The sequence below is a fragment of the Pseudomonas sp. FEN genome, assembly GCF_904067045.1.
GTDB lineage: Bacteria > Pseudomonadota > Gammaproteobacteria > Pseudomonadales > Pseudomonadaceae > Aquipseudomonas.
The window spans coordinates 783628-809977 of the sequence record NZ_CAJFDC010000001.1; the positions used below are offsets into that span (position 1 = coordinate 783628).

Below are 26350 nucleotides of genomic sequence, written 5' to 3' on the forward strand. Positions count from 1 at the left end.
AAAAACTCCTCATTTGGCGTCTTTGTTCACGGTATTGAGCAGGAATTTACCGATCAGATCTTCCAGCACCAGCGACGACTGGGTGTCGTGAATGGTCCCACCATCCTTGAGCAGGGTGTCTTCCCCGCCCACGCTGAGGCCGATGTACTTCTCACCGAGCAAGCCCGCCGTGAGGATAGACGCGGTGGAATCAGTCGGCAGGTTGTTCACGCGTTTTTCAACTTGCATGGTCACCCGGCCGGTGAAACTGTCGCGGTCCAGATCGATCGCCGTCACCTTGCCGATAGTGACACCGGCCATGGTGACCTTAGCTCTGACAGTCAAACCGGCGATATTGTCGAAGTACGCATATAATTTATACGTGTCAGTGTTTGTCGTAGGGGACAGTCCACTGACCCGCAACGCAAGCAGCAGCAAAGCCAGGATGCCAGCCAGCAGAAAAAGGCCGACACCGATTTCCAGGGTGCGGTTTTGCATCAGAAATCTCCAAACATCAAGGCGGTCAGAATAAAGTCAAGGCCCAGCACTGCCAGGGAGGCATAGACCACGGTCTTGGTCGTGGCACGGCTGATCCCCTCGGATGTGGGCTCACAGTCGTAGCCTTGAAAAACGGCAATCCAGGTCACCACGAAGGCGAATACGATACTTTTGATAATGCCGTTGAGCACATCACTGTTGAACGTCACGCTGTTTTGCATGTTGGCCCAGTAGGAGCCCTCATAGACCCCCAGCCAGTCCACCGCCACCCACGAACCGCCCCAGATCCCGACCACGCTGAAGATCATCGCCAGCACCGGCAGGGAAATGAAGCCGGCCCACAGCCGCGGCGCGATGATGTACTTGAGCGGATCGACACCGATCATTTCCAGGCTGGACAGTTGCTCGGTGGACTTCATGTTGCCGATTTCGGCGGTGAGCGCCGAACCGGCCCGCCCGGCAAACAGCAGCGCGGTGACCACCGGCCCGAGTTCACGCAACAGCGTCAGGGCAACCATCTGCCCCACCGCCTGCTCGGAACCGTAGCTGGACAGGATATTGAAGCCCTGCAGGGCCAGGACCATGCCGATGAAAACCCCGGAGACGACGATGATCACCAGGCTCATCACGCCCACGGAATGCAGTTGCTTGACCAGCAAGCCGAAGCCACCGCCAATCCCGCCACGGCCGAACAGCACATGGAACAGGAACAGCGTCGAACGACCGAGCACGGCAAGCACGTCCAGGCCCGAACGACCGAACAGACGCACTCTCTCGATAATGGATGTCTTGCGCATTGTCAGCGCTTCCCCAACAGGTCGGTGCGGTAGTCCGGCGCCGGAAAGTGGAACGGTACGGGACCGTCGGGATCGCCTTTCATGAACTGGCGAATACGCGGGTTATCGGCGTTCATCAGCTCTTCGGGCGTACCTTGCCCGAGCACCTGGCCGTCGCCGACCACGTACAGGTAGTCGGCGATACTGGCGGTTTCGGCCAGATCGTGGGAGACCACGATGCTGGTGATGCCCAGGGCGTCATTGAGCAGCCGGATCAGGCGCACGAGCACGCCCATGGCGATGGGGTCCTGGCCGACGAACGGTTCATCGTACATGAGGATCTGCGGATCCAGGGCGATCGCCCTGGCCAGCGCCACGCGACGCTTCATGCCGCCGGACAGCTCGTCGGGCATCAGGTCGATCGCCCCGCGCAAGCCGACGGCTTGTAGTTTGAGCAGGACAATGTCACGAATCATTTCATCCGGCAGTTCGGTGTGAACCCGCAGCGGAAAGGCGACATTCTCGAAAACGTCCAGGTCGGTGAACAGTGCACCGCTCTGGAACAGCACCCCCATATGTTTGCGGGCATCGAACAGATCGCCGCGCGACAGCGTGGGCAGGTTCTGCCCATTGACCCATACTTCACCGGCGTTGGGCCGCAGTTGCGCGCCCATCAGCCGCAACAGGGTGGTCTTGCCGCACCCGGACGGCCCCATGATGCCGGTGACCTTGCCTCGCGGGATACGAATGTCGACATTATTGAAGATGCTCCGCGTACCGCGCTTGAAGGTCACACCCTTCAGCTCGACCGCGTAGGCGTTATCGGCGTTCATCTAAACTCCTTGCGATGCAGCCTCTGACTCGGACACCAGGTCTCCCTTGAAAAAGAAGCACACACTTCCTGAGCGGGCCGAGCTGGCCGCGAACTATATCACTGCTAATACGAGCCGCCCAAGGCCGAAGCCATCCTTGTTCAGGATAAATACAGCCGGGTTTGACCGCCTGCGAGAGCAAAACCGAAGGCAAAGTCCTACAGATCCAGTGCAAAACACAACGATCTAGTGTGAGTGAAGAAGGCATTACCGCTATAATCGCGCCTTTTCATCAGGCTATACGATTTCTGACATGAGCCAATCCAGCGACCTGATTCAATCAGCACAACGCACCATCCGCCTCGAACTCGAAGCCGTAGAAGGCTTGCTGCCGCATATCGACGCTGATTTCGTACGCGCTTGCGAAATGATTCTGGCCAGCAAGGGCCGTGTGGTCGTGGTCGGCATGGGCAAATCCGGGCACATAGGTAACAAGATCGCCGCCACCCTGGCCAGCACCGGCACCACGGCCTTTTTCGTGCATCCCGCCGAGGCCAGCCACGGCGACATGGGCATGATCACCCGGGACGACATCATCCTGGCCCTGTCCAATTCCGGCTCGACCGCGGAAATCGTCACCCTGCTGCCCTTGATCAAGCGCCTGGGCATCCAATTGATCAGCCTGACCGGCAATCCCGAGTCGCCGCTGGCCAAGGCCGCCGAAGTCAACCTGAACGTGCACGTCGAGCATGAAGCCTGCCCGCTGAACCTGGCGCCGACTTCCTCCACCACGGCGGCCCTGGTGATGGGCGACGCCCTCGCGGTGGCGCTGCTCGAGGCCCGTGGCTTCACCGCCGAGGACTTTGCCTTTTCCCACCCGGGCGGCGCCCTGGGTCGTCGACTGCTGCTGAAAGTGGAAAATGTCATGCACGCCGGCACAGAGCTGCCGCAGGTGCTGCGCGGCACCCTGCTGAAAGACGCGCTGATGGAAATGACCCATAAAGGCCTGGGCATGACCGTGATCGTCGAAACCGATGGGCGCCTGGCCGGGATCTTCACCGACGGCGATCTGCGCCGGACCCTGGACCGGACCATCGACATTCACACAGCCCGGATCGAAGACGTCATGACCCCCCACGGCAAGACCGCCCGGGCCGAGATGCTTGCCGCCGAAGCCCTGAAAATCATGGAAGACCACAAGATCAGCGCGCTGGTGGTGGTCGACGACGCGGATCACCCGGTGGGCGCCCTGAACATGCACGATCTGCTGCGCGCGGGAGTGATGTAAATGAACGACGATCTACTGCAACGCGGCAAGGCCATCAAGCTGGCGGTCTTCGACGTCGATGGCGTACTGACCGACGGTCGCCTGTACTTCCTCGAAGACGGCAGCGAATTCAAGTCATTCAGCACCCTCGACGGCCAGGGCATCAAGATGCTGATGAGCGCCGGCGTGCAAACCGCGATCATCAGCGGACGCAAGACCACCCTGGTCGAGCGCCGCGCGCAGAACCTCGGCATCCCCCATGTCTACCAGGGCCGCGAAGACAAACTGGTAGTGCTCGACGCGCTGCTCGCCCAGCTCAATCTAAGCTATGAACAGGTGGCCTACCTGGGCGACGACCTGCCGGACCTGCCGGTGATCCGCCGCGTCGGCCTGGGCATGGCCGTGGCCAACGCCGCCAGCTTCGTCCGCGAACACGCCCACGGCATTACCCGCGCCCGGGGTGGCGAAGGCGCCGCCCGCGAATTCTGCGAGCTGATCCTGCAAGCCCAGGGCAGCCTTGAAGCGGCTCACGCCGCCTACCTGTAGAGCTATTTATGCTGAGCAAGAAAATTCGCAATATTCTGCTGTTCGCTGTCATTGCCGCCATGTTCGCGGCCGTTGGCTACTGGAACATCAGTCCGGAACGCTTTCTGGAGCGCCCGGTGGCGCAGGTCGATGAAACACAGATCGACTACTACGCTATTAACGCCCACAGCATTCAATACATGCCCGACGGTCGCGTGCAGTACGACCTGACCGGCGACAAGGTCGAACACCTCAGGGCCTCGGATGTGACCCTGGTGACCAAGCCCGACATGCACATCTACCGCGGCACGGTCTATCCCTGGCATGTCCAGAGCGAGCACGCCGAGGTCAATCCGGACGGTACCGAGATCGAACTGATCGACTCGGTGCGGGTGGCGCGCACCGACGAACTACAACGCGAAGTCATTATTACCAGCAGCCGAATGACAGTATTCCCACAGAAGCAATATGCGCAGACCGAGCAAGCCGTTAGAATCGACGGCGCCGACGGCGTGACCACTGGCAAGGGAATGAAAGCGTATTTGAACGACAGCCGGATACACCTGCTGTCCAATGTAAGAGGACAGTATGAGTCTCGTTAAAACCCTCCCTATTTTGCTTGGCCTGGGTGCGGCACTGGGAAGCGTGAGCGCCTGGGCACTGCCGACCGACAACCAGCAGCCCATCCGCATCCAAGCCGACGACGCTCAACTGGACGACAAGCAAGGCATCGCCACCTATAAGGGCGACGTGGTCATCACCCAGGGCTCGATGATCGTCAAGGGCAACACCGTGACGCTGACCCGCACCAAGGACGGCGCCATCGACGTGGTGACCTCGGTGGGCAACCTGGCCTACTTCGAACAACTGCAGAAAGTCGGCGATCCGAAGCCGGTGCAAGGCTATGGCGTGACCATCCAGTACCACGCCCAGCAGAATCGCATCATCCTGATCGACAAGGCCAAGGTGATCAACGACGGCAACACCACCGAAGGCGAGAAAATCGTCTACGACACGGTGAAGCAGATCGCCCAGGCCGGTCGCGCCAACGGTAGCGCCATCACCGCACCGCGCCCACGCATCGACATGGTCATCCAGCCGAAGCCGAAAACCGACCAGCAGAAGGCGCAGTAATGGCAACCCTGAAAGCCCAGCATCTGGCCAAGGCCTACAAAAGTCGCCAGGTGGTGCGTGATGTCAGCCTGTCGATCGACAGCGGGCAGATCGTCGGCTTGCTCGGCCCCAACGGTGCCGGCAAGACCACCTGCTTCTACATGATTGTCGGCCTGGTCCAGGCCGACCAGGGTCGCGTGCTGATCGACGACCAGGACGTCAGCCACCAGCCCATGCATGGCCGCGCCCGCGCCGGGATCGGCTACCTGCCCCAGGAAGCATCGATTTTCCGCAAACTGTCGGTGGCCGACAACATCATGGCGATCCTCGAGACCCGCAAGGACCTCGACAAGAACGATCGCCGCAAGGAACTGGAAAGCCTGTTGCAGGAGTTCCACATCAGCCACATTCGCGACAACCTCGGCATGAGCCTGTCCGGTGGCGAGCGGCGTCGCGTGGAAATCGCCCGCGCCCTGGCCACCGCGCCGAAATTCATCCTGCTCGATGAGCCCTTCGCCGGGGTCGACCCGATTTCCGTAGGCGATATCAAACAGATCATCTATCACCTCAAGGCCAAGGGTATCGGCGTACTGATCACCGACCACAACGTCCGCGAGACTCTGGATATCTGCGAAACCGCCTACATCGTCAACGATGGACAACTGATCGCCGAGGGCGACTCAGCCACCATCCTGGCCAACGAACTGGTCAAGGAAGTCTATCTGGGCCACGAATTCCGCCTGTAGACATGAGGTAGCGGACCAATCGCCAGAGCGCGCTCCGTTCAATAAAAACCACACGATTTTTATTGTTACAGCGCTCTAGGCAAACGCTCGGGTTTCAGGCATATAATTTGCTTATGTTTGGCGCCCCGGCGCCCTGTAGAGTGGATGGCGCATGCGCGCCGGCGAATAAGGTGTTAAGCCCCTGCCATGAAACCATCGCTAGTCCTGAGAATGGGCCAGCAGCTGACGATGACACCGCAGCTGCAACAGGCCATCCGCCTGCTCCAATTGTCGACCCTGGACCTTCAGCAGGAAATCCAGGAGGCCCTGGAGTCCAACCCGATGCTCGAACGCCAGGAAGAAGGCGACGACTTCGACAATACCGACCCGCTGGCCGACAACGCCGAGCACACAGCCAATACCGAGATCCAGGAACCGTCCTACCAGCAGGAGACCGCGCCGACCGTGGACAACCTCGAGGAAGGCGACTGGAACGAGCGCATTCCCAACGAACTGCCGGTCGACACCGCCTGGGAGGATGTCTACCAGACCAGCGCCAGCAGCCTGCCCAGCAGCGATGACGACGAGTGGGACTTCACCACTCGCACCTCGGCCGGGGAAAGCCTGCAGAGCCATCTGCTCTGGCAACTGAACCTGGCGCCGATGTCCGACACCGACCGCCTGATCGCCGTGACCCTGATCGACTGCATCAACAATCAGGGCTACCTGGACGAAACCCTCGAGGAAATCCTCGACGCCTTCGACCCGGAGCTGGATATCGAGCTGGACGAGATCGAAGCGGTACTGCATCGCATCCAGCAATTCGAACCGGCCGGCATCGGCGCCCGCAACCTGGGTGAATGCCTGTTGCTGCAACTGCGCCAGTTGCCGGCGCGCACGCCCTGGCTGGCCGAGGCGCAGCGCCTGGTCAGCGACTACATCGACCTGTTGGGCAGCCGCGACTACAGCCAGTTGATGCGCCGCATGAAGATCAAGGAAGACGAGCTGCGCCAGGTCATCGAACTGGTCCAGAGCCTCAACCCGCGTCCGGGCTCGCAAATCGAGTCCAGCGAAGCCGAGTACGTGGTACCCGACGTGATCGTGCGCAAGCACAACGAGCGTTGGCTGGTGGAACTGAACCAGGAGTCGGTGCCACGCCTGCGGGTCAACCCGCAGTACGCCGGTTTCGTCCGGCGCGCCGACACCAGCGCCGACAACACTTTCATGCGCAACCAGTTGCAGGAAGCCCGCTGGTTCATCAAGAGCCTGCAGAGCCGCAACGAAACCCTGATGAAAGTCGCCACCCAGATCGTCGAGCACCAGCGCGGCTTCCTGGAGTACGGCGATGAAGCGATGAAACCGCTGGTGCTGCATGACATCGCCGAGGCGGTCGGCATGCATGAGTCGACGATTTCCCGGGTAACCACACAGAAATTCATGCATACCCCACGCGGTATCTATGAACTGAAATACTTTTTCTCCAGCCATGTCAGTACCTCCGAAGGCGGTGAATGCTCGTCCACGGCGATCCGCGCGATCATCAAAAAACTGGTTGCGGCGGAAAATCAGAAAAAGCCGTTGAGTGACAGCAAGATCGCTGGTTTACTGGAGGCACAAGGCATTCAGGTGGCCCGCCGTACCGTCGCCAAATACCGTGAGTCGTTGGGGATCGCCCCCTCCAGCGAACGGAAGCGACTGATGTAGCACGGGCCCCGTTACAGCGTCTGGCTGTGTTTTGAAACTCGCCGCGCAGGCAGTTTCAGGACATGGCACTGTGGCAGGCAATCGCCTGCCGCGTTATGCACTGGCAACGAAGGAGAAGCTGTATGCAAGTCAATATCAGTGGACATCAACTGGAAGTGACCGACCCCCTGCGCACTTACATCGGCGAGAAATTCGACCGATTGGAGCGTCATTTCGACAAGATCACCAACGTACAGGTGACCATGGCCGTCGAAAAACTGAAGCAGAAAATCGAAGCCACCTTGCATATCCACGGCGGTGAAGTAGTCGCCAACGCCGAGCATGACGACATGTATGCGGCGATCGACCTGCTTACCGACAAGCTGGACCGACAACTGAAAAAACATAAGGAAAAGAACCTGCACCTGCTCCAGGGTACGGGTCGCTGACACCCATCCATGATCCGACTTGAAAGCATCCTGACCCCCGGCCGTTCCCTGGTGAACGTGCCGGGCGGCAGTAAAAAGAAAGCCCTCGAGCAAATTGCCAACCTGATCAGCCACGAAGTCCCTTACCTGGCCATGCAGGATGTCTTCGATAGCCTGGTCGCACGGGAAAAGCTCGGCTCGACCGGTTTTGGCAATGGCATCGCCATTCCACACTGCCGCCTCAAGGGTTGCGTAACACCCATCAGCGCCCTGATGCATCTGGATGCCCCCATCGATTTCGACGCTATCGACGGGGCTCCGGTTGACCTGCTGTTCGTCCTGCTGGTCCCGGAAGCGGCTACCGATGCCCATCTGGAGCTGCTTCGGCAGATTGCCAGCATGCTGGACCGCAAGGACGTCCGCGAAAAACTGCGTGGTGCCACCTCCAACCAGGCCCTGTATCAGGTGGTCCTGGACGAGCAGAGCGGTCATTGACCATGCGCTTGATCATCGTCAGCGGGCGCTCCGGCTCGGGTAAAAGCACCGCCCTCGATGTTCTCGAGGACAGCGGCTACTACTGCATCGACAACCTGCCAGCCGGGCTGCTGCCGGAGCTGGCCGAGCGAGCGCTGATCCATACCGAGCTGGCGCAACCGTTGGTCGCCGTCTCCATCGATGCGCGCAACCTGCCCAGCCACCTGTCGCGATTCCCGGAACTGCTGGATGAAGTGCGCAGCCGCCATATCCAGTGCGATATCCTGTACCTGGATGCCGACGAGGAGACCCTGCTCAAGCGCTTTTCCGAAACCCGTCGGCGCCACCCGCTGAGCAGTGCCAATCGCTCCCTGGCCGAGGCCATCCGCGACGAAAGCAACCTGCTCGGGCCGATCTCGGACCTGGCGGACCTCAAGGTCAATACCACCCACCTGAACCTCTATCAGTTGCGCGACACCATCAAGCTGCGTCTGCTCAACCAGCCGGAACCGGGGACTGCCTTTCTGGTCGAATCATTCGGCTTCAAGCGCGGGATGCCCGTGGATGCCGATCTGGTGTTCGATGTGCGCTGCCTGCCCAACCCCTACTGGAAACCGGAGTTGCGCGAGCAGTCCGGGCTCGACCCGGCGGTAGCCGAGTACCTGGCCGCGCAGCCGGATGTCGAGGAAATGTACCAGGATATTTCCAGCTATTTGCTCAAATGGTTGCCGCGTTTTGCCGCGAGCAACCGGGCTTATGTCACTATTGCCATCGGCTGCACGGGCGGGCATCACCGCTCCGTCTACCTTACCGAACGCTTGGGCAAGGCCCTGCAACAATCCCTGAAGAACGTCCAGGTCCGCCACCGCGACCTTAGCTGAAAGGACCACCACCGCGATGCCCGCTCTGGAAATTGAAATCATCAACAAACTCGGCCTGCACGCCCGCGCTTCGGCGAAGTTCGTCGGCGTTGCCGGCCAGTTTCCCTGCCAGATCCGCGTTGGGCGCACGCCCGAAAGCATGATCGATGGCAAGAGCATCATGGCCATGATGATGCTGGCCGCCGGCAAGGGCACGCGGATTTACCTGAAGACCGAGGGCGAACAGGAAAACGAGGCGATGGATGCGCTGGCCAAGCTGATCAACAACTATTTCGACGAAGGCCAATAACGCCCCGCCCCTGTAGGAGCGAGCTTGCTCCTACAGGGGCGACGGCGATGACAGCCGCAAGCCTTGCGGCTGTCCGGCCGCTATCGCCGGCAAGCCGGCTCCTACAATCAGCTACCGGCGACAGTCATCCGCTCGATCAACACCGAGCCCGTGCGGATATGGCTGCGCAGTTCAAGATCGCTACCTATAGCCACGATCTGCTTGAACATATCGCGCATGTTGCCGGCGATGGTCACTTCCTGGACCGGGAACTGGATCTCGCCATTCTCGACCCAGAAACCCGCCGCGCCCCGCGAATAATCCCCGGTGACCATGTTCAGGCCGTGGCCCATCAACTCGGTCACCAGCAGACCGCGATCCATGCGCCGGATCAGCGCATCCTGATCCTCGGCCCCATGGGTCACGAACAGGTTGTGCACGCCACCAGCGTTGGCCGTGCTCGGCAGACCCAGCTTGCGTCCCGAGTAGGTACCCAGCACATAGGAGACCAGGCTGCCATTTTCGACGAACGGCTTGGCATAGGTCGCCAGGCCGTCGCCGTCAAACGCCGAACTACCCATGCCACGCATCAGGTGCGGACGCTCGTCGAGGGTCAGCCACTCCGGGAACAGGCGTTGGCCCATCGCCCCCTCGAGGAACGAAGACTTGCGGTACAGGTTGCCACCGGAAATCGCCGAGAGGAAACTGCCGAACAAGCCACCGGCCAACTCCGCCGAGAACAGCACCGGCACTTCGCAGGTTGGCACCGGACGCGCGCCCAGGCGGCTGGCCGCCCGCTGCGCGGCCTTGCGGCCAATGCTGGCGGCATCTGCCAGCAATTCGCCCTGGCGATTGACGTCATACCAGTAATCGCGCTGCATCTGGCCATCGCCTTCGGCGATCATCACACAACTGAGGCTATGCCGGGTCGATGCGGAACCACCGATAAAACCATGGCTGTTGCCATATACGCGACAGCCCTGGGAGGTGCTCAGGGTCGTACCGTCGGCATTCTTGATCCGGCTGTCGGCATCGAAAGCCGCCGCTTCGCAGATCAATGCGCGCTCGATGGCCTGCTCGGGGCTGATGTCCCAGGCATGGAACAGATCGAAGTCCTTGATCTCCTTTGCCATCAGCGCTGCGTCAGCCAGGCCCGAGTGCTCGTCTTCCGAGGTGTGCTGGGCAATGGCCAGGGCCGCCGCCACGGTCTCGCGAATCGCTTCGGGGCCACTGGCCGAGGTGCTGGCCGAGCCCTTGCGCTGACCTACGTACAAGGTGATGCCGAAGCCCTGGTCGCGGTTGAACTCGACGGTTTCCACTTCCCGCTGGCGCACCGAAGTCGACAGCCCCTGCTCCAGGGACACCGCCACTTCACAGGCACTGGCGCCCTGGCGTTTGGCTTCGGCGAGGATCTGCTCGACCTGCTCCTGCAGGACCGGCAACGCCTGCGGGCCGACGCTTTGTGCTGAACTCATGGCTTTCTCCACTCAAATTCTGCTTTCGGTCTAGGTCTTCGAGCGACCGGGCCGGACAAGCGGCCCCCGACTGGTTATCATGGCGGCGTTTCTTTGCGGACTGCCACCATGGTTGATTCTTACGACGACTCCCTCGATGGGGAGAAAAGCAAAACCCAGGTCAAACGCGAGCTACATGCTCTGGTTGATCTCGGCGAGCGCCTCACCACTCTCAAGCCTGACTTGCTGGCCAAACTGCCACTGACCGACGGCTTGCGCCGTGCCTTGGCCGATGCGCCGAAGCACACCGCGAATATCGCGCGTAAACGGCATATCCAGTTCATCGGCAAGCTGATGCGCGATCAGGACATCGACGCGGTTCTGCAGTTGCTCGATCAACTCGATGCCTCCACCCGGCAATACAACGAACGTTTCCACAATCTCGAACGCTGGCGCGATCGCCTGATCGCAGGCGCCGACGATGTGCTGGAAAAATTCGTCGTCGAATACCCGGACGCTGATCGCCAGCAACTGCGTTCCCTGATCCGCCAGGCTCAACATGAGCTTGCGCAGAGCAAGGCGCCGGCCGCCAGCCGTAAAATCTTCAAGTACATCCGTGAGCTGGACGAAACTCAACGCGGTCTGCGCTGATCTTCGCCCCGGGTGAGTCGCCTTGGCGCTCACCCGACGCTCCACCTCTTCCTACGACCCCGTGCCACCCACGGTGATCGCATCGATCTTCAAGGTCGGCTGGCCGACACCCACCGGTACCGACTGCCCATCCTTGCCGCACGTCCCCACGCCACTGTCCAGTGCCAGGTCGTTGCCGACCATCGACACCCGACTCATGGCTTCCGGTCCATTGCCGATCAGCGTTGCCCCCTTGACCGGCGCGGTGATCTTGCCGTCCTCGATCAGATAGGCCTCGCTGGTGGAGAACACGAACTTGCCACTGGTGATATCGACCTGGCCGCCGCCGAGGTTGGCGCAGTAGATACCACGCTTCACCGAGGCGATGATTTCCGCCGGATCGCTTTCGCCGCCAAGCATGTAGGTGTTGGTCATACGCGGCATCGGCAGGTGCGCGTAGGACTCGCGACGACCGTTACCGGTCCGGGCCACCCCCATCAAGCGGGCATTGAGCTTGTCCTGCATATAGCCTTTGAGCACGCCGTTTTCGATCAGCGTGGTGCACTCGGTCGGCGTGCCTTCGTCGTCAACGCTCAGGGAACCGCGACGGCCCGCCAAGGTACCGTCATCGACGATGGTGCAGAGCTTGGAGGCGACCATTTCACCCATCCGCCCGCTGTAGGCCGAACTGCCCTTGCGGTTGAAATCGCCTTCCAGGCCGTGGCCGACCGCTTCGTGCAGCAACACTCCGGACCAACCGGAACCAAGCACCACCGGCAGGGTACCTGCCGGCGCGGGAATGGCCTCGAGGTTGACCAACGCCTGGCGCAAGGCCTCGCGGGCATACCCCATGGCACGGTCCTCGGTGAGGAAATAGCGATAGTCGGTGCGCCCGCCGCCGCCGTGACCGCCGCGCTCGCGACGGCCATTCTGCTCGACGATCACGCTGACATTGAAACGCACCAGCGGCCGTACATCGGCCGCCAGGCCGCCGTCGGTGGAGGCGACGAGAATTCGCTCCCAGACCCCGGCCATGCTCACCGAGACCTGCTGGATACGCGGATCCAGGGCCCGCGTGGCGACATCGACGCGCTTGAGCAACTCGACCTTCTCGGCACGGCTCATCACGTCCAGCGGGTTGTCCGGCGCATACAACTGCGTCACTTCCTGGCTGCTGAATACCTGGACCTTGCCGTGCTGCCCGGCCCGGGAAATCGAACGCGCGGCGCGCGCCGCCGAGCCCAGGGCTTCGAGGGTGATGGCGTTGCTGTAGGCAAACCCGGTTTTCTCACCGGACTGGGCACGTACGCCGACCCCCTGGTCAAGGTTGAAACTGCCTTCCTTGACGATGCCGTCTTCCAGGGCCCAGGACTCGGAAATCTGCCCCTGAAAGTACAGGTCGGCAGCATCGATGCCCGGCCCGGCCAGGTCGCCCAACACTGCTTGCAGGCTTTCGATGCTTACGCCACCCGGCGCCAACAGGTGTTCACTGACTGAGGACAACAACTCGCTCATGGTTTTGCGCCTTATTTCGTCATTCCGATGCAGGCCGCCGCGCGCCCTGCGAGAAAAAGCGCCGATGGCTCGCCACCGGCATCCGCGCCCGGATGGACGCTTGTTCCTTACTGTCGCGTTCGGCCAGCAACACCGCTTCGCCTTGATCCTGTTCGGCAACGATGCGTCCCCACGGGTCGACAATCGCCGCATGCCCGAAGGTTTCCCGTGGCCCCGGATGGACACCGCCCTGGGCCGCCGCCAGCAGGTAGCACTGGGTCTCGATGGCCCGGGCGCGAATCAGCACCTCCCAATGCGCGGCCCCCGTCACAGCAGTAAAAGCCGAGGGCGCGCTGATCAATTCGGCACCGGCCTTGCGCAACTCGCTGTAGAGCTCGGGAAAGCGCAGGTCGTAGCACACGCTCAGGCCCAGGCGCCCGACCGGAGTATCGGCCACCACCACCTGGTTACCATGAGCATAGTCATCGGATTCGCGATAACGCCCGCGCGTGTCCGCCACGTCCACGTCGAACAGATGCAGCTTGTCGTAACGCGCCACCGCCTCTCCCTGCTCGTCGATCAACAGCGAGCAGGCATTGGCCTTGGCCTGCGGCTGGTCAACGGGCGGCAACGGCAAGGTGCCCGCCACTATCCATAACTTGAGGTCGCGAGCGGCCTGTTTCAACCAGGGCAGGATCGGTCCTTCGCCCAACGCTTCGGCACGACCGATCGCGGCGACGTCGCGGCGGCCCATGGCGGCGAAATTTTCCGGCAACACGGCGAGCCGCGCCCCACCTTCGGCCGCGCGCTCCAGCAGCGCGCGAGCCTGGGCCAGATTGGCCAGCACATCGCTCTGGCTGACCATTTGGATGACGGAAAAAGTCATGGCGCACTCCTTCAAAGGTATGGCGCCATGCTACTCCATGCGCCGCCACGCCCTGTACGAAAAATACCAGCACAACGCTTTTGCGCCGGGACCTTACTTCGATTGGTCGAACGGTTTGTCGAAGGTGATCTTCGGTTCTTTCCACGGACCGGTGACGCTGTATTTGACACTGGCGAAGCGCGCCACGCGGTCGCCGATCAACTTGTCGATCAGGAACAGCGCGCCACCGATGGCCGGTGCGCCGACGATCAACGCGGCAATCGGCAGGTTGTTGGTCACCGGCAAGGTCACCAGCAGCTTGGCATCGACCCGGTCGGCGACCATGTCGAGGGTGCCATTGAGCTCCAGGTTGCTCGAAGGCCCCGTCAGGGTGATCGGATTGCGCGTGACATAGACACCATCACTGGCCACCAGCAGGCCCTTGACCCGGTCATAGCTCAGGCCTTTGCCCAACAGGTCGGAAAAGTCCAGGCGCAGGCGGCGACCGATGGAGTTGAAGTTCAACAGGCCGAACACCCGCAGCGCCTGGGCGCTACCGTCGGCCTCGACGAACTGGCCCTTGTTCAGGGTCGCATCGATACTGCCTGAAAAGCGCTTGGGTCCGACCCAGGCCGGCGAGCCCGGCCAGCGACCGTCGACGTCCATATGGAAGTCCTCACTGGTCACCGTGGGGGCAAAGCTCCAGGCCTTGAGTACATCCGCCAGGTTCTTGCCTTCCAGCCGCCCATTGAACCAACTGCCGCTGGTGCCGGGTACGCCTTCCCAACCACCGGAACCTTGCAGGAGCATGCCCTTGAGACCGAGATTGAGGTCATTGAGCTTGATCCCCTTGGGCGTCGGGCGCGCCTTGAGCGACCAGGCACCTACCAGGTCGTTACCCTGGAATAGCTGCTCGATAGTCAAGTCCACCGCCGGAATCTGCCGGGGATCGACCGAAGCCAGCGGGTCCGGGGCATTCTCATCGGCCACTACGCTCGGGTCCGGTGCCGGCAGACGCACATAGGCCAGCTTGACAGCAATCGGCGCGCCCTTGGCATCCGGCAAGGTCACGCTGCCCTTGGCCTGCCGACTGTCGATCTGCAAGCCCCAGGCATTGGCGCCGCGAGCCATCTGCAAGCTCACCTGGTCGAACTGGGTACCGAAGCCATTGAGCTTGTCGACCTTGAAATCCGCGCTGCCGAGCAATTGCTTGGCGCTGCCGCCCGGGTCCTGGCCGGCATAGCGGTCGACCAGCGCTTTCCACGGTTCCAGGTCCAGCTCCGACAACACGCCGCGGATCCGCAACCCCTGGGTCGCTGGTAACTGGGCATCGCCTTCGCCGAGGAACAACTCGCCACGCCCATCGCCGAACTTGCCGCTCGGCGCGGCAAAGGTGAAGTGGGCCAGGTTGCCGTAATCGAACCCGTAACGCCGCTCGGCGCCCTGCAAGGTCATGCGGAACACGCTATCGCGGCCCTGGCTCGCCGGCATGCCGAACGGCGCTGGCAAGTCGACGGCAACCCCCTTGAGGCTGGAGTTGATCAGCAGTTGGCTGTCGGCGCCATTCAAGGTCAGTTGCAACTGGTAGGGCAGATCGCCCGAGACCGGCAATGGCTGGCTGACACTCAACCAATCGCTGAGTTTCTTGATCGCCACCTGCCCCTTGGCCACGACCCGGGTGTTGAGGCTACCCGGCTTGCCATCGGCAAAAATCTGCGCGCTGATGGGCCGCTCGAACGCCTGGGCGCTGATGTTGCTGGCACTCAGGCCCTTGGCGCTGTCGAAGCGGAAGTCACCCTTGAGCTGACTCAGTTCCAGGGCCGGATCAGGTAGTTTGAGACTGGCCTTGTCGGTCTTGAAGTCCACCAGGATCTTCGGTTCCTCGGCCTTGACCAGCGGCACATCGAGGCTCACCTTGCCCGACAGGTCACCCGTGGCCTGCCAGCCGGCAAAGGTTGCGGCGGTGCCGATCGGCGCCTCCTGGAGAATCTTCAGGCCGTCGCCCAGCCCGCCGGCAAAGTTGCCATCAAGCAACATGCGGCTATGTTGCCCGCTGGGCACATGGGGAATATTGACCACGATGTCGCGGACCTGGGTGTCGAGCAACTGGCCTTCGCTGGCCTTGATCCGCACGCCGCTGTCCTCGATGAAGACATCGCCCTTGACCTTGCTGACATGCGGCCAACCCGGCTGGAACGCCAGCTCCGTATCATGCACCTTGAAAAACAGGCTGATATTGCGCGCCGCCGCCGAGGCGTCATGGTTCAGCGAGCCCTGGTACTGGAAGAAGCCCTGCTCGACCGCGCCATGCAGGATCGAGTTGCGCAACCATTCATCCAGCGACGGGCTCAACGCTGCCGGCAGGTACTTGGACGTGAACCGCCCCTCGCCATCCACCAGGCCGACCCGCAGGTCCATGTAGTCTTCCGTGCCCGGGGCGAAGTGCAGGCGAATGAGGAAGTCGGCGGCGATCTTGCCCTCTTCCCCGAGCACCTTGATATAGGGCGCGATCAGGGTGAAGCTGTCCTGATCCAGGCGCCAGGTCAGGCGGGCATTGGCCTGCAGGTACTGCCAGGGATTGTTGAAGATCGGGTACAGGTGCAGCGAGAAATCCTTGCTGTCCAGGCGCAGTTCGCCCTGGCCGAGATCGCCGCTGATGCTGCCGCTGACATTACGGGCCGCCGGGGCGCCGTGGTAGGCGTCGAAGCCGACCCGCTCCAGATTCGCCGCGAAACTCAGTTTCTGATCGCCGCTTTCCCCCGGACGGTAATCCAGCAGCACATTACGCAAGGCCCCCGTCACTTTCAGGTGATCGATCACCGTGGCCGGGCCCTCGGGCAAGGGCACCAACGCCTCGAGCAACGGGGTGATCGGCGTCAGGTCCAGGCGATCGGCCTGCAGGTGCCAGCGCTCCGGCGCCTTGTCGGTAGCGGCGAGCTGTTGCAGTTGCAGATGGCTTTCCCAGCGCGTGTCGCCCAGGCTCATCGCCAGGGAGTCGAACTGTACGTCGAAGCCCTGTCCGGTGTGCTGGACATGGGCGTTGAGAGCCAGGTTGTCAATGCGCAGCGCCTTGCGCTCGGCGTAGGCACCCTGGAATTGCGGGGCATTGAGCCGGGCCACGGCGCTCTGCAGGGTGCCATCGGCCCAATTCAACCACAGCTCGCCACCGGCCTTGAGCTCGCTGATTTTCCATTGCCCGCTCAGGCGCTTCGGCAACCAGCGCGCCCAGTCGCTTTGCGGCAGGCTCAGGTAGGCTTGCGCCGCGCCGTTGCGCCAATCGTCGGCCTCCAGGCGGGTTTGCAGGTTAAGGGCCAGGGGCTGGCCGTCGGGCAAATTCAGGCGCAGGTCGAGGCGCTGGCGGGCAACACCGCTCTCCAGGTTGAGGCCGACATAAGTGAGGGCCAGCGGCGCTTCGCCGAACGGCTGCAAGGTGACCTGGCTGTCGAGCACCGACAACTGCTTGATCATCTGCAGACGCGTCAGCAACTGCCCGGGATCAAACGGCTGGTCGTCCTGTAGCGGCAGCCCCTGGAGCGCCCAGCGGCCGTCCTGGTCTTCCTTCAGGCTCAGTTGCAGACCGCTCAGTTCAAGATGGGCAACCCGCACTTCGCGGGCCCGCAGGCTGGCCCAGAGATCGGGAATCACCTGGACCTTGTCCAGCAACAGCGCCGAGGCCCCCTCGCCGACCTTCACATCGTGGGCCAGCAACACCGGGGCCAGGCCACGCCAGCGGCCTTCCAGACGGCCGATGGACAGCCGCAGGCCGACGGCGGCCTGGGCCTTGTCTTCGATCTCGGCGCGATACTCGGCCACCAGCGGCACCAGTTGCCGGCCCAGGCTGGCATACAAGGCCACCAGCACCAGCAGCAGCGCACAGAGCCCCATGCTCCAACGGGCCAGGCCGGCAACAAAGCGTGTCAGACGCTCCATGTCAGTGCCCCCTCAGGCAAGGTTCAGTGAACAGGCCGACGCAGGAGCGAACAGGCAGGTTTTCTTCAATGCGGGAAATCAGAGCAGCACCACGTCATATTGTTCCTGGGAATACATGGTCTCGACCTGAAAGCGAATGGTGCGCCCGATAAAGCCCTCCAGCTCGGCGACATTGCCGGACTCCTCATCCAGCAGCCGGTCGACGACTTTCTGGTTGGCCAACACTCTATAACCTTCGGCCTGGTAGGCGCGGGCTTCGCGCAAAATTTCACGAAAAATCTCGTAGCAAACCGTTTCCGGGGTTTTCAGTTTGCCGCGTCCCTGGCAACTGCCGCAGGGCTCGCACAGCACCTGCTCAAGGCTTTCGCGCGTGCGCTTGCGGGTCATCTGGACCAGGCCCAGCTCGGTGATGCCGATGATGTTGGTCTTGGCGTGATCGCGCTCCAGTTGCTTTTCCAGGGTCCGCAGGACCTGGCGCTGGTGCTCCTCGTCTTCCATGTCGATGAAGTCGATGATGATGATCCCGCCCAGGTTGCGCAGGCGCAGTTGCCGGGCAATCGCGGTGGCTGCTTCCAGGTTGGTCTTGAAGATGGTTTCCTCGAGGTTGCGATGACCGACGAACGCCCCGGTATTGACGTCGATGGTGCTCATGGCTTCGGCCGGGTCCACCACCAGGTAGCCGCCGGACTTGAGCGGGACCTTGCGTTCCAGGGCCTTCTGGATCTCGTCCTCGACACCATACAGGTCGAAGATCGGTCGCTCGCCGGGGTAATGCTCCAGGCGGTCGGCGATTTCCGGCATCAGTTCGGCGACGAACTGCGTGGTCCTCTGAAAGGTTTCCCGCGAGTCGATGCGAATTTTCTCGATCTTCGGGCTGACCAGGTCGCGCAGGGTGCGCAGGGCCAGGCCAAGGTCTTCATAGATCACGCTGGGCGCGCCGATGGTCTTGATCTGCGCGCCGATCTGGTCCCAGAGGCGCCGCAGGTAGCGGATGTCCATCATGATCTCGTCCGCCCCGGCGCCCTCGGCCGCCGTGCGCAGGATAAAGCCGCCGGCTTCGGTGATGCCTTCGCGGGCCACGCAATCGCTGACCACCTGCTTGAGGCGTTCGCGCTCGGCTTCGTCCTCGATTTTCAGGGAAATACCGACATGCGCGGTACGCGGCATGTACACCAGGTAGCGCGACGGGATCGACAACTGCGTGGTCAGGCGCGCGCCCTTGGTACCGATGGGGTCCTTGGTGACTTGCACCACCAGGCTCTGCCCTTCGTGTACCAGCGCACTGATGCTCTCCACCGCAGGTCCTTCGCGCATGGAAATTTCCGAGGCATGGATAAATGCCGCCCGATCCAGGCCGATATCGACGAACGCCGCCTGCATGCCCGGCAACACCCGCACCACCTTGCCCTTGTAGATATTGCCGACGATGCCGCGCTTTTGCGTACGTTCGACATGAACCTCTTGCAACACACCGTTCTCTACCACCGCCACGCGCGATTCCATCGGCGTGATGTTGATCAGGATCTCTTCACTCATGGCTGGGTCTCGTTCAGGCGTGTTCACAATAAAGTTGCCGTATCACGGGCGTGCGACAGTCAGCGCACGACAAGGTTTTGCCAACAGGGTATGCCGAAATGGCCGAGCAGTTCTGCGGTTTCGCACACGGGCAGGCCGACGACAGCGGAATAACTGCCGTTCAAGCCGGCGACGAAAACTGCCGCCAGGCCTTGGATAGCATAGGCGCCAGCCTTGTCCCGCGGCTCGCCGCTGGACCAGTAGGTATGAGCTTCTTCTGAATTTATCGTGCGAAATTTCACCAAGCTGCGCACCACACGAGACTCGCAGCGCTCGCCGTCGAGCACGGCAATAGCGGTCAGCACTTCGTGCTCACGCGCGGACAACGCCAGCAGCATGGCCACCGCATCCGCTTCATCCAGCGGTTTGCCGAGAATCCGCCCGTCCAGCACCACGGCGGTGTCGGCGCCCAGCACGCAAGTGCCAGCCGCCGATTGTCCGGCGCTCAAGCGCGCGCGACCGACCGCGGCCTTGCCGCGTGCCAGGCGCTCGACATAGGCCAGTGGGCTTTCATCAGGCAGTGGGGTTTCGTCGATCTCGGCACTGATGGTGCTGAACGGCACGCCGATCTGTGTCAGCAGTTCGCGCCGCCGCGGTGAGCCGGAAGCCAGGTAGAGCGAGGTCATCGAGACATCTCCATGTCGGGGCTCTTTTTATAGGAGCTATTCAGCAGAATCATCAGCTCACCCGGAAATGGCACGCAAGATCCTGTCAGTTGATCTTGAAACGTCGGCGCAATCCACGTAAACCGAAGCTGACCCAGGGCCAGAGCAAGGCGCTGACCAGGGCCGGCAACACCAGCGCCAGGGTCGGCTGGCGATTGCCGGTCAAGGCGCTGAGCCAGAGTTGCACCAACTGCGCCAGGCCGAAGATCACCAGGATCACCAGGCTCTGCTGCCACATCGGGAACATTCGCAGGCGTTGTTGCAGCGACAGCACAAGGAAGGTGATAAGGGTCAGGATCAGTGCGTTCTGGCCCAGCAGGGTGCCGTAGAGCACATCTTCGGCCAGCCCCAGCAGGAACGCGGTGACCATGCCGATCTGGTGCGGCAGGTACAACGCCCAGAACGCCAGCAACAGGGCCAGCCAGAGTGGACGCAGGATCTCCATGAACTGTGGCAGCGGTGAAACGCTGAGCAGCAGGCCGATGGCGAAGGTCAGCCAGACGATCCAGCTATTGTGGGAAAAGGTATCGGCCATTATTCCTCCGTCCGCGGGGCGGCCCGTGTCGTCGCCGGCGGCTTGCTGGCGGGTGGTTTGGCCTGCGCGGGCTTGACGGCATGGGCCGCCGGTTTGGCCGGGGTTGCCGGCGTGGCGGCGGGAGCGGCCGGTTTGGTCGAGGTTGCCGGCGCGGCGGCAGGGACGGCTGGCTTGGCAGGCGTCACTGGCGCGGCAGCGGACTTGGGCACCGTGGCCGGCACCGCCGGCGCGCCATCACCGCCCTGACGATCCGCTTCCTGGGCCTGCGCCGCTTCGTTGGCGCGCTCTTCCGGGGTACGGCTGTCGCTGAACACCAGCAACAGGTAGCGGCTGCGGTTCAACGCGGCCGTCGGCACGGCACGGACAATGGCGAAAGGCTGGCCGGAATCATGAATCACTTCCTTGACCGTCGCTACCGGGTAACCCGCGGGAAAACGCTGGCCCAGGCCGGAACTGACCAGCAGGTCACCTTCCTTGATGTCGGCGGTGTCGGCCACATGCCGCAACTCCAGGCGCTCGGGATTGCCAGTACCGCTGGCAATCGCCCGCAGGCCGTTGCGGTTGACCTGCACCGGAATGCTATGGGTGGTGTCGGTGAGCAGCAGCACCCGCGAGGTGTAGGGCATCAACTCGACCACCTGGCCCATCAGGCCTCGGGCATCGAGCACCGGTTGCCCGAGCACCACGCCATCACGTTCACCCTTGTTGATGATGATGCGATGAGTGAAGGGATTGGGGTCCATGCCGATCAGTTCGGCCACTTCGACCTTCTCGTTGACCAGCGCCGAAGAATTGAGCAACTCGCGCAGGCGCACGTTCTGCTCGGTCAAGGCCGCGAGTTTTTGCAGGCGCCCTTGCAACAGCAGATTCTCGGTCTTGAGTTTCTCGTTCTCGGCGACCAGTTCGGTACGACTGCCGAACTGACTGGCCACGCCTTGCCACAAGCGCTGCGGCAGGTCGGTAATCCAATAGGACTCCATCAGCACCAGCGACATCTGGCTGCGCACCGGCTTGAGCAGCGTGAAACGGGCATCGACCACCATCAGCGCGACCGATAGCACGACCAGCACCAACAAGCGCACGCCCAATGAGGGGCCTTTGGCAAAAAGCGGTTTAATAAGCCGCTCCTCCCAGGCAATGAGTCATTTTATTCATACGGCATCACACCGGCCTGGATGCAGACTGACAGAAGGTAAACGCAACAGGCAGCACTGCAAAGTGCTGCCTGTGAGCCGAACAGCATAGAGCTTCTCAGCGAACTTACTCGCTGGAAAGCAGATCCATGGTGTGCTTATCCATCATTTCCAGGGCACGGCCGCCGCCACGGGCGACGCAGGTCAGCGGATCTTCGGCAACGATGACCGGCAGACCGGTTTCCTGGGCCAGCAGCTTGTCGAGGTCACGCAGCAGCGCACCACCACCGGTCAGCACCAGACCGCGCTCGGCGATGTCCGAGGCCAGTTCCGGAGGCGATTGCTCCAGGGCGCTTTTCACCGCCTGGACGATGGTCGCCAGGGATTCCTGCAAGGCTTCCAGCACTTCGTTGGAATTCAGGGTGAAGGCACGTGGCACGCCTTCGGCCAGGTTGCGACCGCGCACATCGACTTCACGCACTTCGCCGCCTGGATAGGCCGTACCAATTTCCTGCTTGATGCGCTCGGCGGTGGATTCGCCAATCAGGCTGCCGTAGTTGCGCCGCACGTAAGTGATGATCGCTTCGTCGAAGCGGTCGCCGCCGACCCTTACGGATTCGGCATAGACCACGCCGTTCAGGGAGATCAGCGCGATTTCAGTGGTACCACCACCGATATCGACAACCATCGAACCGCGAGCTTCTTCCACCGGCAGGCCGGCACCGATAGCGGCGGCCATCGGTTCTTCGATCAGGAACACTTCACGGGCACCGGCACCGAGGGCCGATTCACGGATGGCACGGCGCTCGACCTGGGTCGACTTGCATGGCACGCAAATCAGCACCCGCGGGCTGGGCTGCAGGAAGCTGTTTTCGTGCACCTTGTTGATGAAGTACTGCAGCATCTTTTCACAGACGCTGAAATCGGCGATCACGCCGTCCTTCATCGGACGAATGGCGGCGATATTGCCCGGCGTGCGCCCGAGCATGCGCTTGGCCTCGGTGCCGACGGCCACGACACTTTTCTGGTTGCCATGGGTGCGAATCGCAACAACCGATGGCTCATTCAGGACGATGCCGCGCTCGCGCACGTAGATAAGTGTGTTGGCTGTGCCCAGGTCGATGGAGAGATCGCTGGAAAACATGCCACGCAGTTTCTTGAACATTGGAAAGGGACCCTGGGCAACGCGTGGGTAAAAAAGTGCGGCAAACTCTAACAACGACGGGGATTTTGGGCAAGGCGCCAATATGCTAAATTAGGCGTTTTTCCGAGCACCATCCCATACAATCGCGGCCATGTGACCGTAGAAATGCGGTAGTGTTCCGACAATCGTAAGTCGCGCCCGCACTTATTGACACTCTTTATTGTGTATTGCCTAACCGAACGGACCCCTTCCGTCCGGTTTTCCACTGGAGATCCCCATGGCGCTTGAACGCTCCGACGTGGAAAAAATCGCTCACCTGGCCCGCCTGGGCCTGGTCGAAGCCGATCTTCCACGCACCACCGAAGCCCTGAACAGCATTCTGGGCCTGGTCGACCAGATGCAAGCGGTCGACACCAGCGGCATCGAACCGCTTGCCCACCCTCTGGAAGCGAATCAGCGCCTGCGCGCCGACGTCGTGACCGAGCGAAATCACCGCGAGGCTTATCAGTCCATCGCGCCAGCGGTCGAAAACGGCCTGTACCTGGTTCCGAAAGTCATCGACTAAAGGGAAAGAGCCTGCAATGCATCAGATGACCCTGGCCGAGATCGCCCGTGGCCTCGCCGACAAGAAATTCTCCGCCGAAGAGCTGACCCGGACCCTGCTGGCGCGTATCGCCCAGCTCGACCCGCAGCTCAACAGCTTCATCAGCCTCACCGAGGACCTGGCCCTGAGCCAGGCCAAGGCCGCCGACGCCCGCCGTGCCGCTGGCGAGAACGGCGCCCTGCTCGGCGCGCCGATCGCCCACAAGGACCTGTTCTGCACCCAGGGCATCCGCACCAGCTGCGGCTCGAAGATGCTCGACAACTTCAAGGCGCCCTACGACGCCACCGTGGTCGCCAAGCTGGCCGCGACCGGCACCGTGACCCTGGGCAAGACCAACATGGACGAATTCGCCATGGGCTCGGGCAACGAATCGAGCTACTACGGCCCGGCGAGAAACCCGTGGAACCTGGAACATGTGCCGGGCGGTTCGTCTGGCGGCTCGGCGGCGGCGGTTGCCGCGCGCCTGCTGCCGGCCGCCACCGGTACCGACACCGGCGGTTCGATCCGCCAGCCGGCGGCACTGACCAACCTCACCGGGCTGAAACCGACCTATGGTCGGGTTTCGCGCTGGGGCATGATCGCCTACGCCTCCAGCCTCGATCAGGCTGGCCCGCTGGCGCGCAGCGCCGAAGACTGCGCCCTGCTGCTGCAAGGCATGGCCGGCTTCGACCCGCAGGACTCCACCAGCATCGACGAGCCGGTACCGGATTACTCCGCCGGCCTGAACGCCTCGATCCAGGGCCTGCGCATCGGCGTGCCCAAGGAATACTTCAGCGCCGGCCTCGACCCGCGCATCGCCGAACGGATCCAGGCGAGCATCAAGGAGCTTGAGAAACTGGGCGCGACCATCAAGGAAATCAGCCTGCCGAACATGCAGCACGCGATTCCCGCGTACTACGTGATCGCCCCGGCGGAAGCCTCGTCGAACCTGTCGCGCTTCGACGGCGTGCGTTTCGGCTATCGCTGCGCAGACCCGAAAGACCTCACCGACCTGTACAAGCGTTCCCGTGGCGAGGGCTTCGGCGCGGAAGTCCAGCGCCGCATCCTGGTCGGTGCCTACGCGCTGTCGGCCGGCTACTACGACGCCTACTACCTGCAGGCGCAGAAAATCCGGCGGCTGATCAAGAACGACTTCATGGCGGCCTTCGCTGAAGTCGATATCATCCTCGGCCCGACCACGCCGAACCCGGCCTGGAAAATTGGCGCCAAGAACAGCGACCCGATCGCTGAATACCTGGAAGACTTCTATACCATCACCGCCAACCTCGCGGGCCTGCCGGGCCTGTCCATGCCGGCCGGCTTCGTCGACGGCCTGCCGGTGGGCGTGCAACTGCTGGCGCCGTATTTCCAGGAAGGCCGTCTGCTCAACGTTGCGCACCAGTATCAGCTCAACACTGACTGGCACACCCGCACACCTGAAGGCTTCTGAGGAGAAACACATGCAATGGGAAGTCGTGATCGGGCTGGAGATTCATACCCAGCTCGCCACCCAATCGAAGATTTTCTCCGGCAGCGCCACCACCTTCGGTTCCGAGCCGAACACCCAGGCGAGCCTGGTTGACCTGGGCATGCCGGGTACCCTGCCGGTGCTGAACCAGGAAGCGGTGCGCATGGCGGTGAAGTTCGGCCTGGCCATCGACGCCGAGATCGGCCAGCACAACGTGTTCGCGCGCAAGAACTACTTCTACCCGGACCTGCCCAAGGGCTACCAGATCAGCCAGATGGAACTGCCGATCGTCGGCAAGGGCCACCTGGACATCACCCTGGAAGACGGCACCGTCAAGCGTGTCGGCATCACCCGCGCGCACCTGGAAGAAGACGCCGGCAAGAGCCTGCACGAGGACTTCAGCGGCGCCACCGGCATCGACCTGAACCGCGCCGGCACGCCGCTGCTGGAAATCGTTTCCGAACCGGACATGCGCAACGCCAAGGAAGCCGTGGCCTACGTCAAGGCGATCCACGCGCTGGTGCGCTACCTGGGTATCTGCGACGGCAACATGGCCGAAGGTTCGTTGCGTTGCGACTGCAACGTTTCGGTCCGGCCCAAGGGCCAGATCGAGTTCGGCACCCGCTGCGAGATCAAGAACGTCAACTCGTTCCGCTTTATCGAGAAGGCGATCAACACTGAAGTGCGGCGCCAGATCGAGCTGATCGAGGACGGCGGCAAGGTAATCCAGCAGACCCGCCTGTACGACCCGAACAAGGACGAGACCCGCGCCATGCGCAGCAAGGAGGAAGCCAACGATTACCGTTACTTCCCCGACCCGGACCTGTTGCCGGTGGTTATCGAGGATACGTTCCTCGATGATGTCCGCGCGCAACTGCCGGAGCTGCCACCACAGAAACGCGAGCGCTTCCAGGAACAGTTCGGCCTGTCGGTCTACGATGCCAGCGTACTGGCCTCCAGCCGCGAGCAGGCGGACTACTTCGAGAAAGTCGTGAGCATCGGTGGCGACGCCAAGCTGGCGGCCAACTGGGTCATGGTCGAGCTGGGCAGCCTGCTGAACAAGCTGGGCGTGGACATCGACCAGGCGCCGGTCACGGCCGAGCAACTGGGCGGTATGTTGTTGCGGATCAGCGACAACACCATCTCCGGCAAGATCGCCAAGATGGTCTTCGAGGCCATGGCCAATGGTGAAGGCAGCGCCGACGAGGTGATCGAAGCCCGTGGCCTGAAGCAGGTCACGGACAGCGGTGCCATCGAGAAGGTCCTGGACGAAGTGCTCGCGGCCAATGCCGAGCAGGTCGAGCAGTATCGGGCGGCGGATGAAGCCAAGCGCGGCAAGATGTTCGGCTTCTTTGTCGGCCAGGCGATGAAAGCCTCCAAGGGCAAGGCCAACCCGCAACAAGTGAACGAGTTGCTGAAAAGCAAGCTCGAAGGCTGATAGCGAC

The 26350-nt window shown here is 62.2% G+C and carries 26 protein-coding genes; 14 read left to right on the plus strand and 12 right to left on the minus strand.

Translation table 11 applies throughout. The features are described 5' to 3' along the window. Positions 1-9: 9 nt before the first annotated feature. The 3 genes from mlaD to PFEN_RS03685 are packed head-to-tail and all read right to left on the minus strand — an operon-like array spanning position 10 to position 2086. On the minus strand, positions 10-477 hold the full coding sequence (gene mlaD, locus PFEN_RS03675) for an outer membrane lipid asymmetry maintenance protein MlaD (protein ID WP_191485673.1): 468 nt from the start codon (positions 475-477) through the stop codon (positions 10-12). Beyond that, entirely contained in the window at positions 477-1274 is a 798-nt protein-coding gene (gene mlaE, locus PFEN_RS03680) for a lipid asymmetry maintenance ABC transporter permease subunit MlaE (RefSeq protein ID WP_191485674.1), read from the minus strand. The genes mlaD and mlaE overlap by 1 nt, the downstream gene beginning before the upstream one ends. 2 nt (positions 1275-1276) lie before the next feature. Then, positions 1277-2086 (minus strand): ATP-binding cassette domain-containing protein, encoded by an 810-nt coding sequence (locus PFEN_RS03685; RefSeq protein WP_191485675.1) that lies wholly within the window; start codon positions 2084-2086, stop codon positions 1277-1279. 292 nt (positions 2087-2378) lie between these two features. Between PFEN_RS03685 and PFEN_RS03690 the strand changes: the two genes are divergently transcribed. The 10 genes from PFEN_RS03690 to PFEN_RS03735 all read left to right on the plus strand — a co-directional run bounded on the left by PFEN_RS03690 (position 2379) and on the right by PFEN_RS03735 (position 9450). Continuing rightward, positions 2379-3353, plus strand: a complete 975-nt coding sequence (locus tag PFEN_RS03690) for a KpsF/GutQ family sugar-phosphate isomerase (RefSeq protein WP_191485676.1) — start codon at positions 2379-2381, stop codon at positions 3351-3353. Continuing rightward, complete coding sequence (locus tag PFEN_RS03695) at positions 3354-3878, plus strand: KdsC family phosphatase (protein WP_191485677.1); 525 nt, start codon at positions 3354-3356, stop codon at positions 3876-3878. It abuts the gene before it with no gap. An 8-nt stretch (positions 3879-3886) separates the two neighbouring features. Further along, positions 3887-4459 carry an LPS export ABC transporter periplasmic protein LptC gene (gene lptC, locus PFEN_RS03700; RefSeq protein WP_191485678.1) on the plus strand — a complete coding sequence of 191 codons (573 nt, stop codon included), beginning with the start codon at positions 3887-3889 and terminating at the stop codon, positions 4457-4459. Continuing rightward, positions 4446-4991 carry a lipopolysaccharide transport periplasmic protein LptA gene (lptA, locus tag PFEN_RS03705; RefSeq protein ID WP_191485679.1) on the plus strand — a complete coding sequence of 182 codons (546 nt, stop codon included), beginning with the start codon at positions 4446-4448 and terminating at the stop codon, positions 4989-4991. Before lptC ends, lptA begins: the two co-directional genes overlap by 14 nt. Next, positions 4991-5716, plus strand: coding sequence for an LPS export ABC transporter ATP-binding protein (lptB, locus tag PFEN_RS03710; RefSeq protein ID WP_191485680.1), 726 nt, complete (start codon positions 4991-4993; stop codon positions 5714-5716). Before lptA ends, lptB begins: the two co-directional genes overlap by 1 nt. 186 nt (positions 5717-5902) lie before the next feature. Then, positions 5903-7399, plus strand: coding sequence for an RNA polymerase factor sigma-54 (locus tag PFEN_RS03715; protein ID WP_191485681.1), 1497 nt, complete (start codon positions 5903-5905; stop codon positions 7397-7399). A 122-nt stretch (positions 7400-7521) separates the two neighbouring features. Then, complete coding sequence (gene hpf, locus PFEN_RS03720; protein WP_191485682.1) at positions 7522-7827, plus strand: ribosome hibernation-promoting factor, HPF/YfiA family; 306 nt, start codon at positions 7522-7524, stop codon at positions 7825-7827. 9 nt (positions 7828-7836) lie between these two features. Continuing rightward, on the plus strand, positions 7837-8301 hold the full coding sequence (ptsN, locus tag PFEN_RS03725) for a PTS IIA-like nitrogen regulatory protein PtsN (RefSeq protein ID WP_191485683.1): 465 nt from the start codon (positions 7837-7839) through the stop codon (positions 8299-8301). Positions 8302-8303: 2 nt separating this feature from the next. Further along, positions 8304-9161 carry an RNase adapter RapZ gene (rapZ, locus tag PFEN_RS03730; RefSeq protein ID WP_191485684.1) on the plus strand — a complete coding sequence of 286 codons (858 nt, stop codon included), beginning with the start codon at positions 8304-8306 and terminating at the stop codon, positions 9159-9161. Between the two features lie 16 nt (positions 9162-9177). Further along, entirely contained in the window at positions 9178-9450 is a 273-nt protein-coding gene (locus PFEN_RS03735; protein WP_191485685.1) for an HPr family phosphocarrier protein, read from the plus strand. 107 nt (positions 9451-9557) lie between these two features. On the opposite strand, the gene pmbA is transcribed toward PFEN_RS03735, so the two are convergent. Then, positions 9558-10904: a metalloprotease PmbA gene (pmbA, locus tag PFEN_RS03740; RefSeq protein ID WP_191485686.1), complete on the minus strand. Its 1347-nt coding sequence runs from the start codon at positions 10902-10904 to the stop codon at positions 9558-9560. Between the two features lie 108 nt (positions 10905-11012). Here pmbA and yjgA point away from each other — a divergent pair, with 108 nt between their 5' ends. After that, positions 11013-11534, plus strand: a complete 522-nt coding sequence (gene yjgA / locus PFEN_RS03745) for a ribosome biogenesis factor YjgA (protein ID WP_191485687.1) — start codon at positions 11013-11015, stop codon at positions 11532-11534. A gap of 51 nt (positions 11535-11585) precedes the next feature. On the opposite strand, the gene tldD is transcribed toward yjgA, so the two are convergent. The 8 genes from tldD to mreB all read right to left on the minus strand — a co-directional run bounded on the left by tldD (position 11586) and on the right by mreB (position 22875). Then, on the minus strand, positions 11586-13028 hold the full coding sequence (gene tldD / locus PFEN_RS03750) for a metalloprotease TldD (RefSeq protein WP_191485688.1): 1443 nt from the start codon (positions 13026-13028) through the stop codon (positions 11586-11588). A gap of 19 nt (positions 13029-13047) precedes the next feature. Beyond that, positions 13048-13893 (minus strand): carbon-nitrogen hydrolase family protein, encoded by an 846-nt coding sequence (locus tag PFEN_RS03755; RefSeq protein ID WP_191485689.1) that lies wholly within the window; start codon positions 13891-13893, stop codon positions 13048-13050. 93 nt (positions 13894-13986) lie between these two features. Then, complete coding sequence (locus PFEN_RS03760; RefSeq protein ID WP_191485690.1) at positions 13987-17802, minus strand: YhdP family protein; 3816 nt, start codon at positions 17800-17802, stop codon at positions 13987-13989. Positions 17803-17880: 78 nt separating this feature from the next. Continuing rightward, complete coding sequence (rng, locus tag PFEN_RS03765) at positions 17881-19338, minus strand: ribonuclease G (RefSeq protein WP_191485691.1); 1458 nt, start codon at positions 19336-19338, stop codon at positions 17881-17883. A 59-nt stretch (positions 19339-19397) separates the two neighbouring features. Then, on the minus strand, positions 19398-20003 hold the full coding sequence (locus PFEN_RS03770; RefSeq protein WP_191485692.1) for a Maf family protein: 606 nt from the start codon (positions 20001-20003) through the stop codon (positions 19398-19400). A gap of 85 nt (positions 20004-20088) precedes the next feature. Next, entirely contained in the window at positions 20089-20577 is a 489-nt protein-coding gene (gene mreD, locus PFEN_RS03775; RefSeq protein ID WP_191485693.1) for a rod shape-determining protein MreD, read from the minus strand. Further along, positions 20577-21665 (minus strand): rod shape-determining protein MreC, encoded by a 1089-nt coding sequence (gene mreC / locus PFEN_RS03780; RefSeq protein WP_412071376.1) that lies wholly within the window; start codon positions 21663-21665, stop codon positions 20577-20579. Before mreC ends, mreD begins: the two co-directional genes overlap by 1 nt. A 172-nt stretch (positions 21666-21837) precedes the next feature. Next, complete coding sequence (gene mreB / locus PFEN_RS03785) at positions 21838-22875, minus strand: rod shape-determining protein MreB (RefSeq protein WP_002555108.1); 1038 nt, start codon at positions 22873-22875, stop codon at positions 21838-21840. A gap of 256 nt (positions 22876-23131) precedes the next feature. Here mreB and gatC point away from each other — a divergent pair, with 256 nt between their 5' ends. Genes gatC through gatB form a run of 3 tightly spaced genes read left to right on the plus strand, consistent with a single transcriptional unit; the run spans position 23132 to position 26343 of the window. After that, positions 23132-23419, plus strand: coding sequence for an Asp-tRNA(Asn)/Glu-tRNA(Gln) amidotransferase subunit GatC (gene gatC, locus PFEN_RS03790; protein WP_191485694.1), 288 nt, complete (start codon positions 23132-23134; stop codon positions 23417-23419). 16 nt (positions 23420-23435) lie between these two features. Then, on the plus strand, positions 23436-24887 hold the full coding sequence (gene gatA, locus PFEN_RS03795; protein ID WP_191485695.1) for an Asp-tRNA(Asn)/Glu-tRNA(Gln) amidotransferase subunit GatA: 1452 nt from the start codon (positions 23436-23438) through the stop codon (positions 24885-24887). A 10-nt stretch (positions 24888-24897) separates the two neighbouring features. After that, on the plus strand, positions 24898-26343 hold the full coding sequence (gene gatB, locus PFEN_RS03800; protein WP_191485696.1) for an Asp-tRNA(Asn)/Glu-tRNA(Gln) amidotransferase subunit GatB: 1446 nt from the start codon (positions 24898-24900) through the stop codon (positions 26341-26343). The last annotated feature ends 7 nt before the right edge of the window (positions 26344-26350 follow it).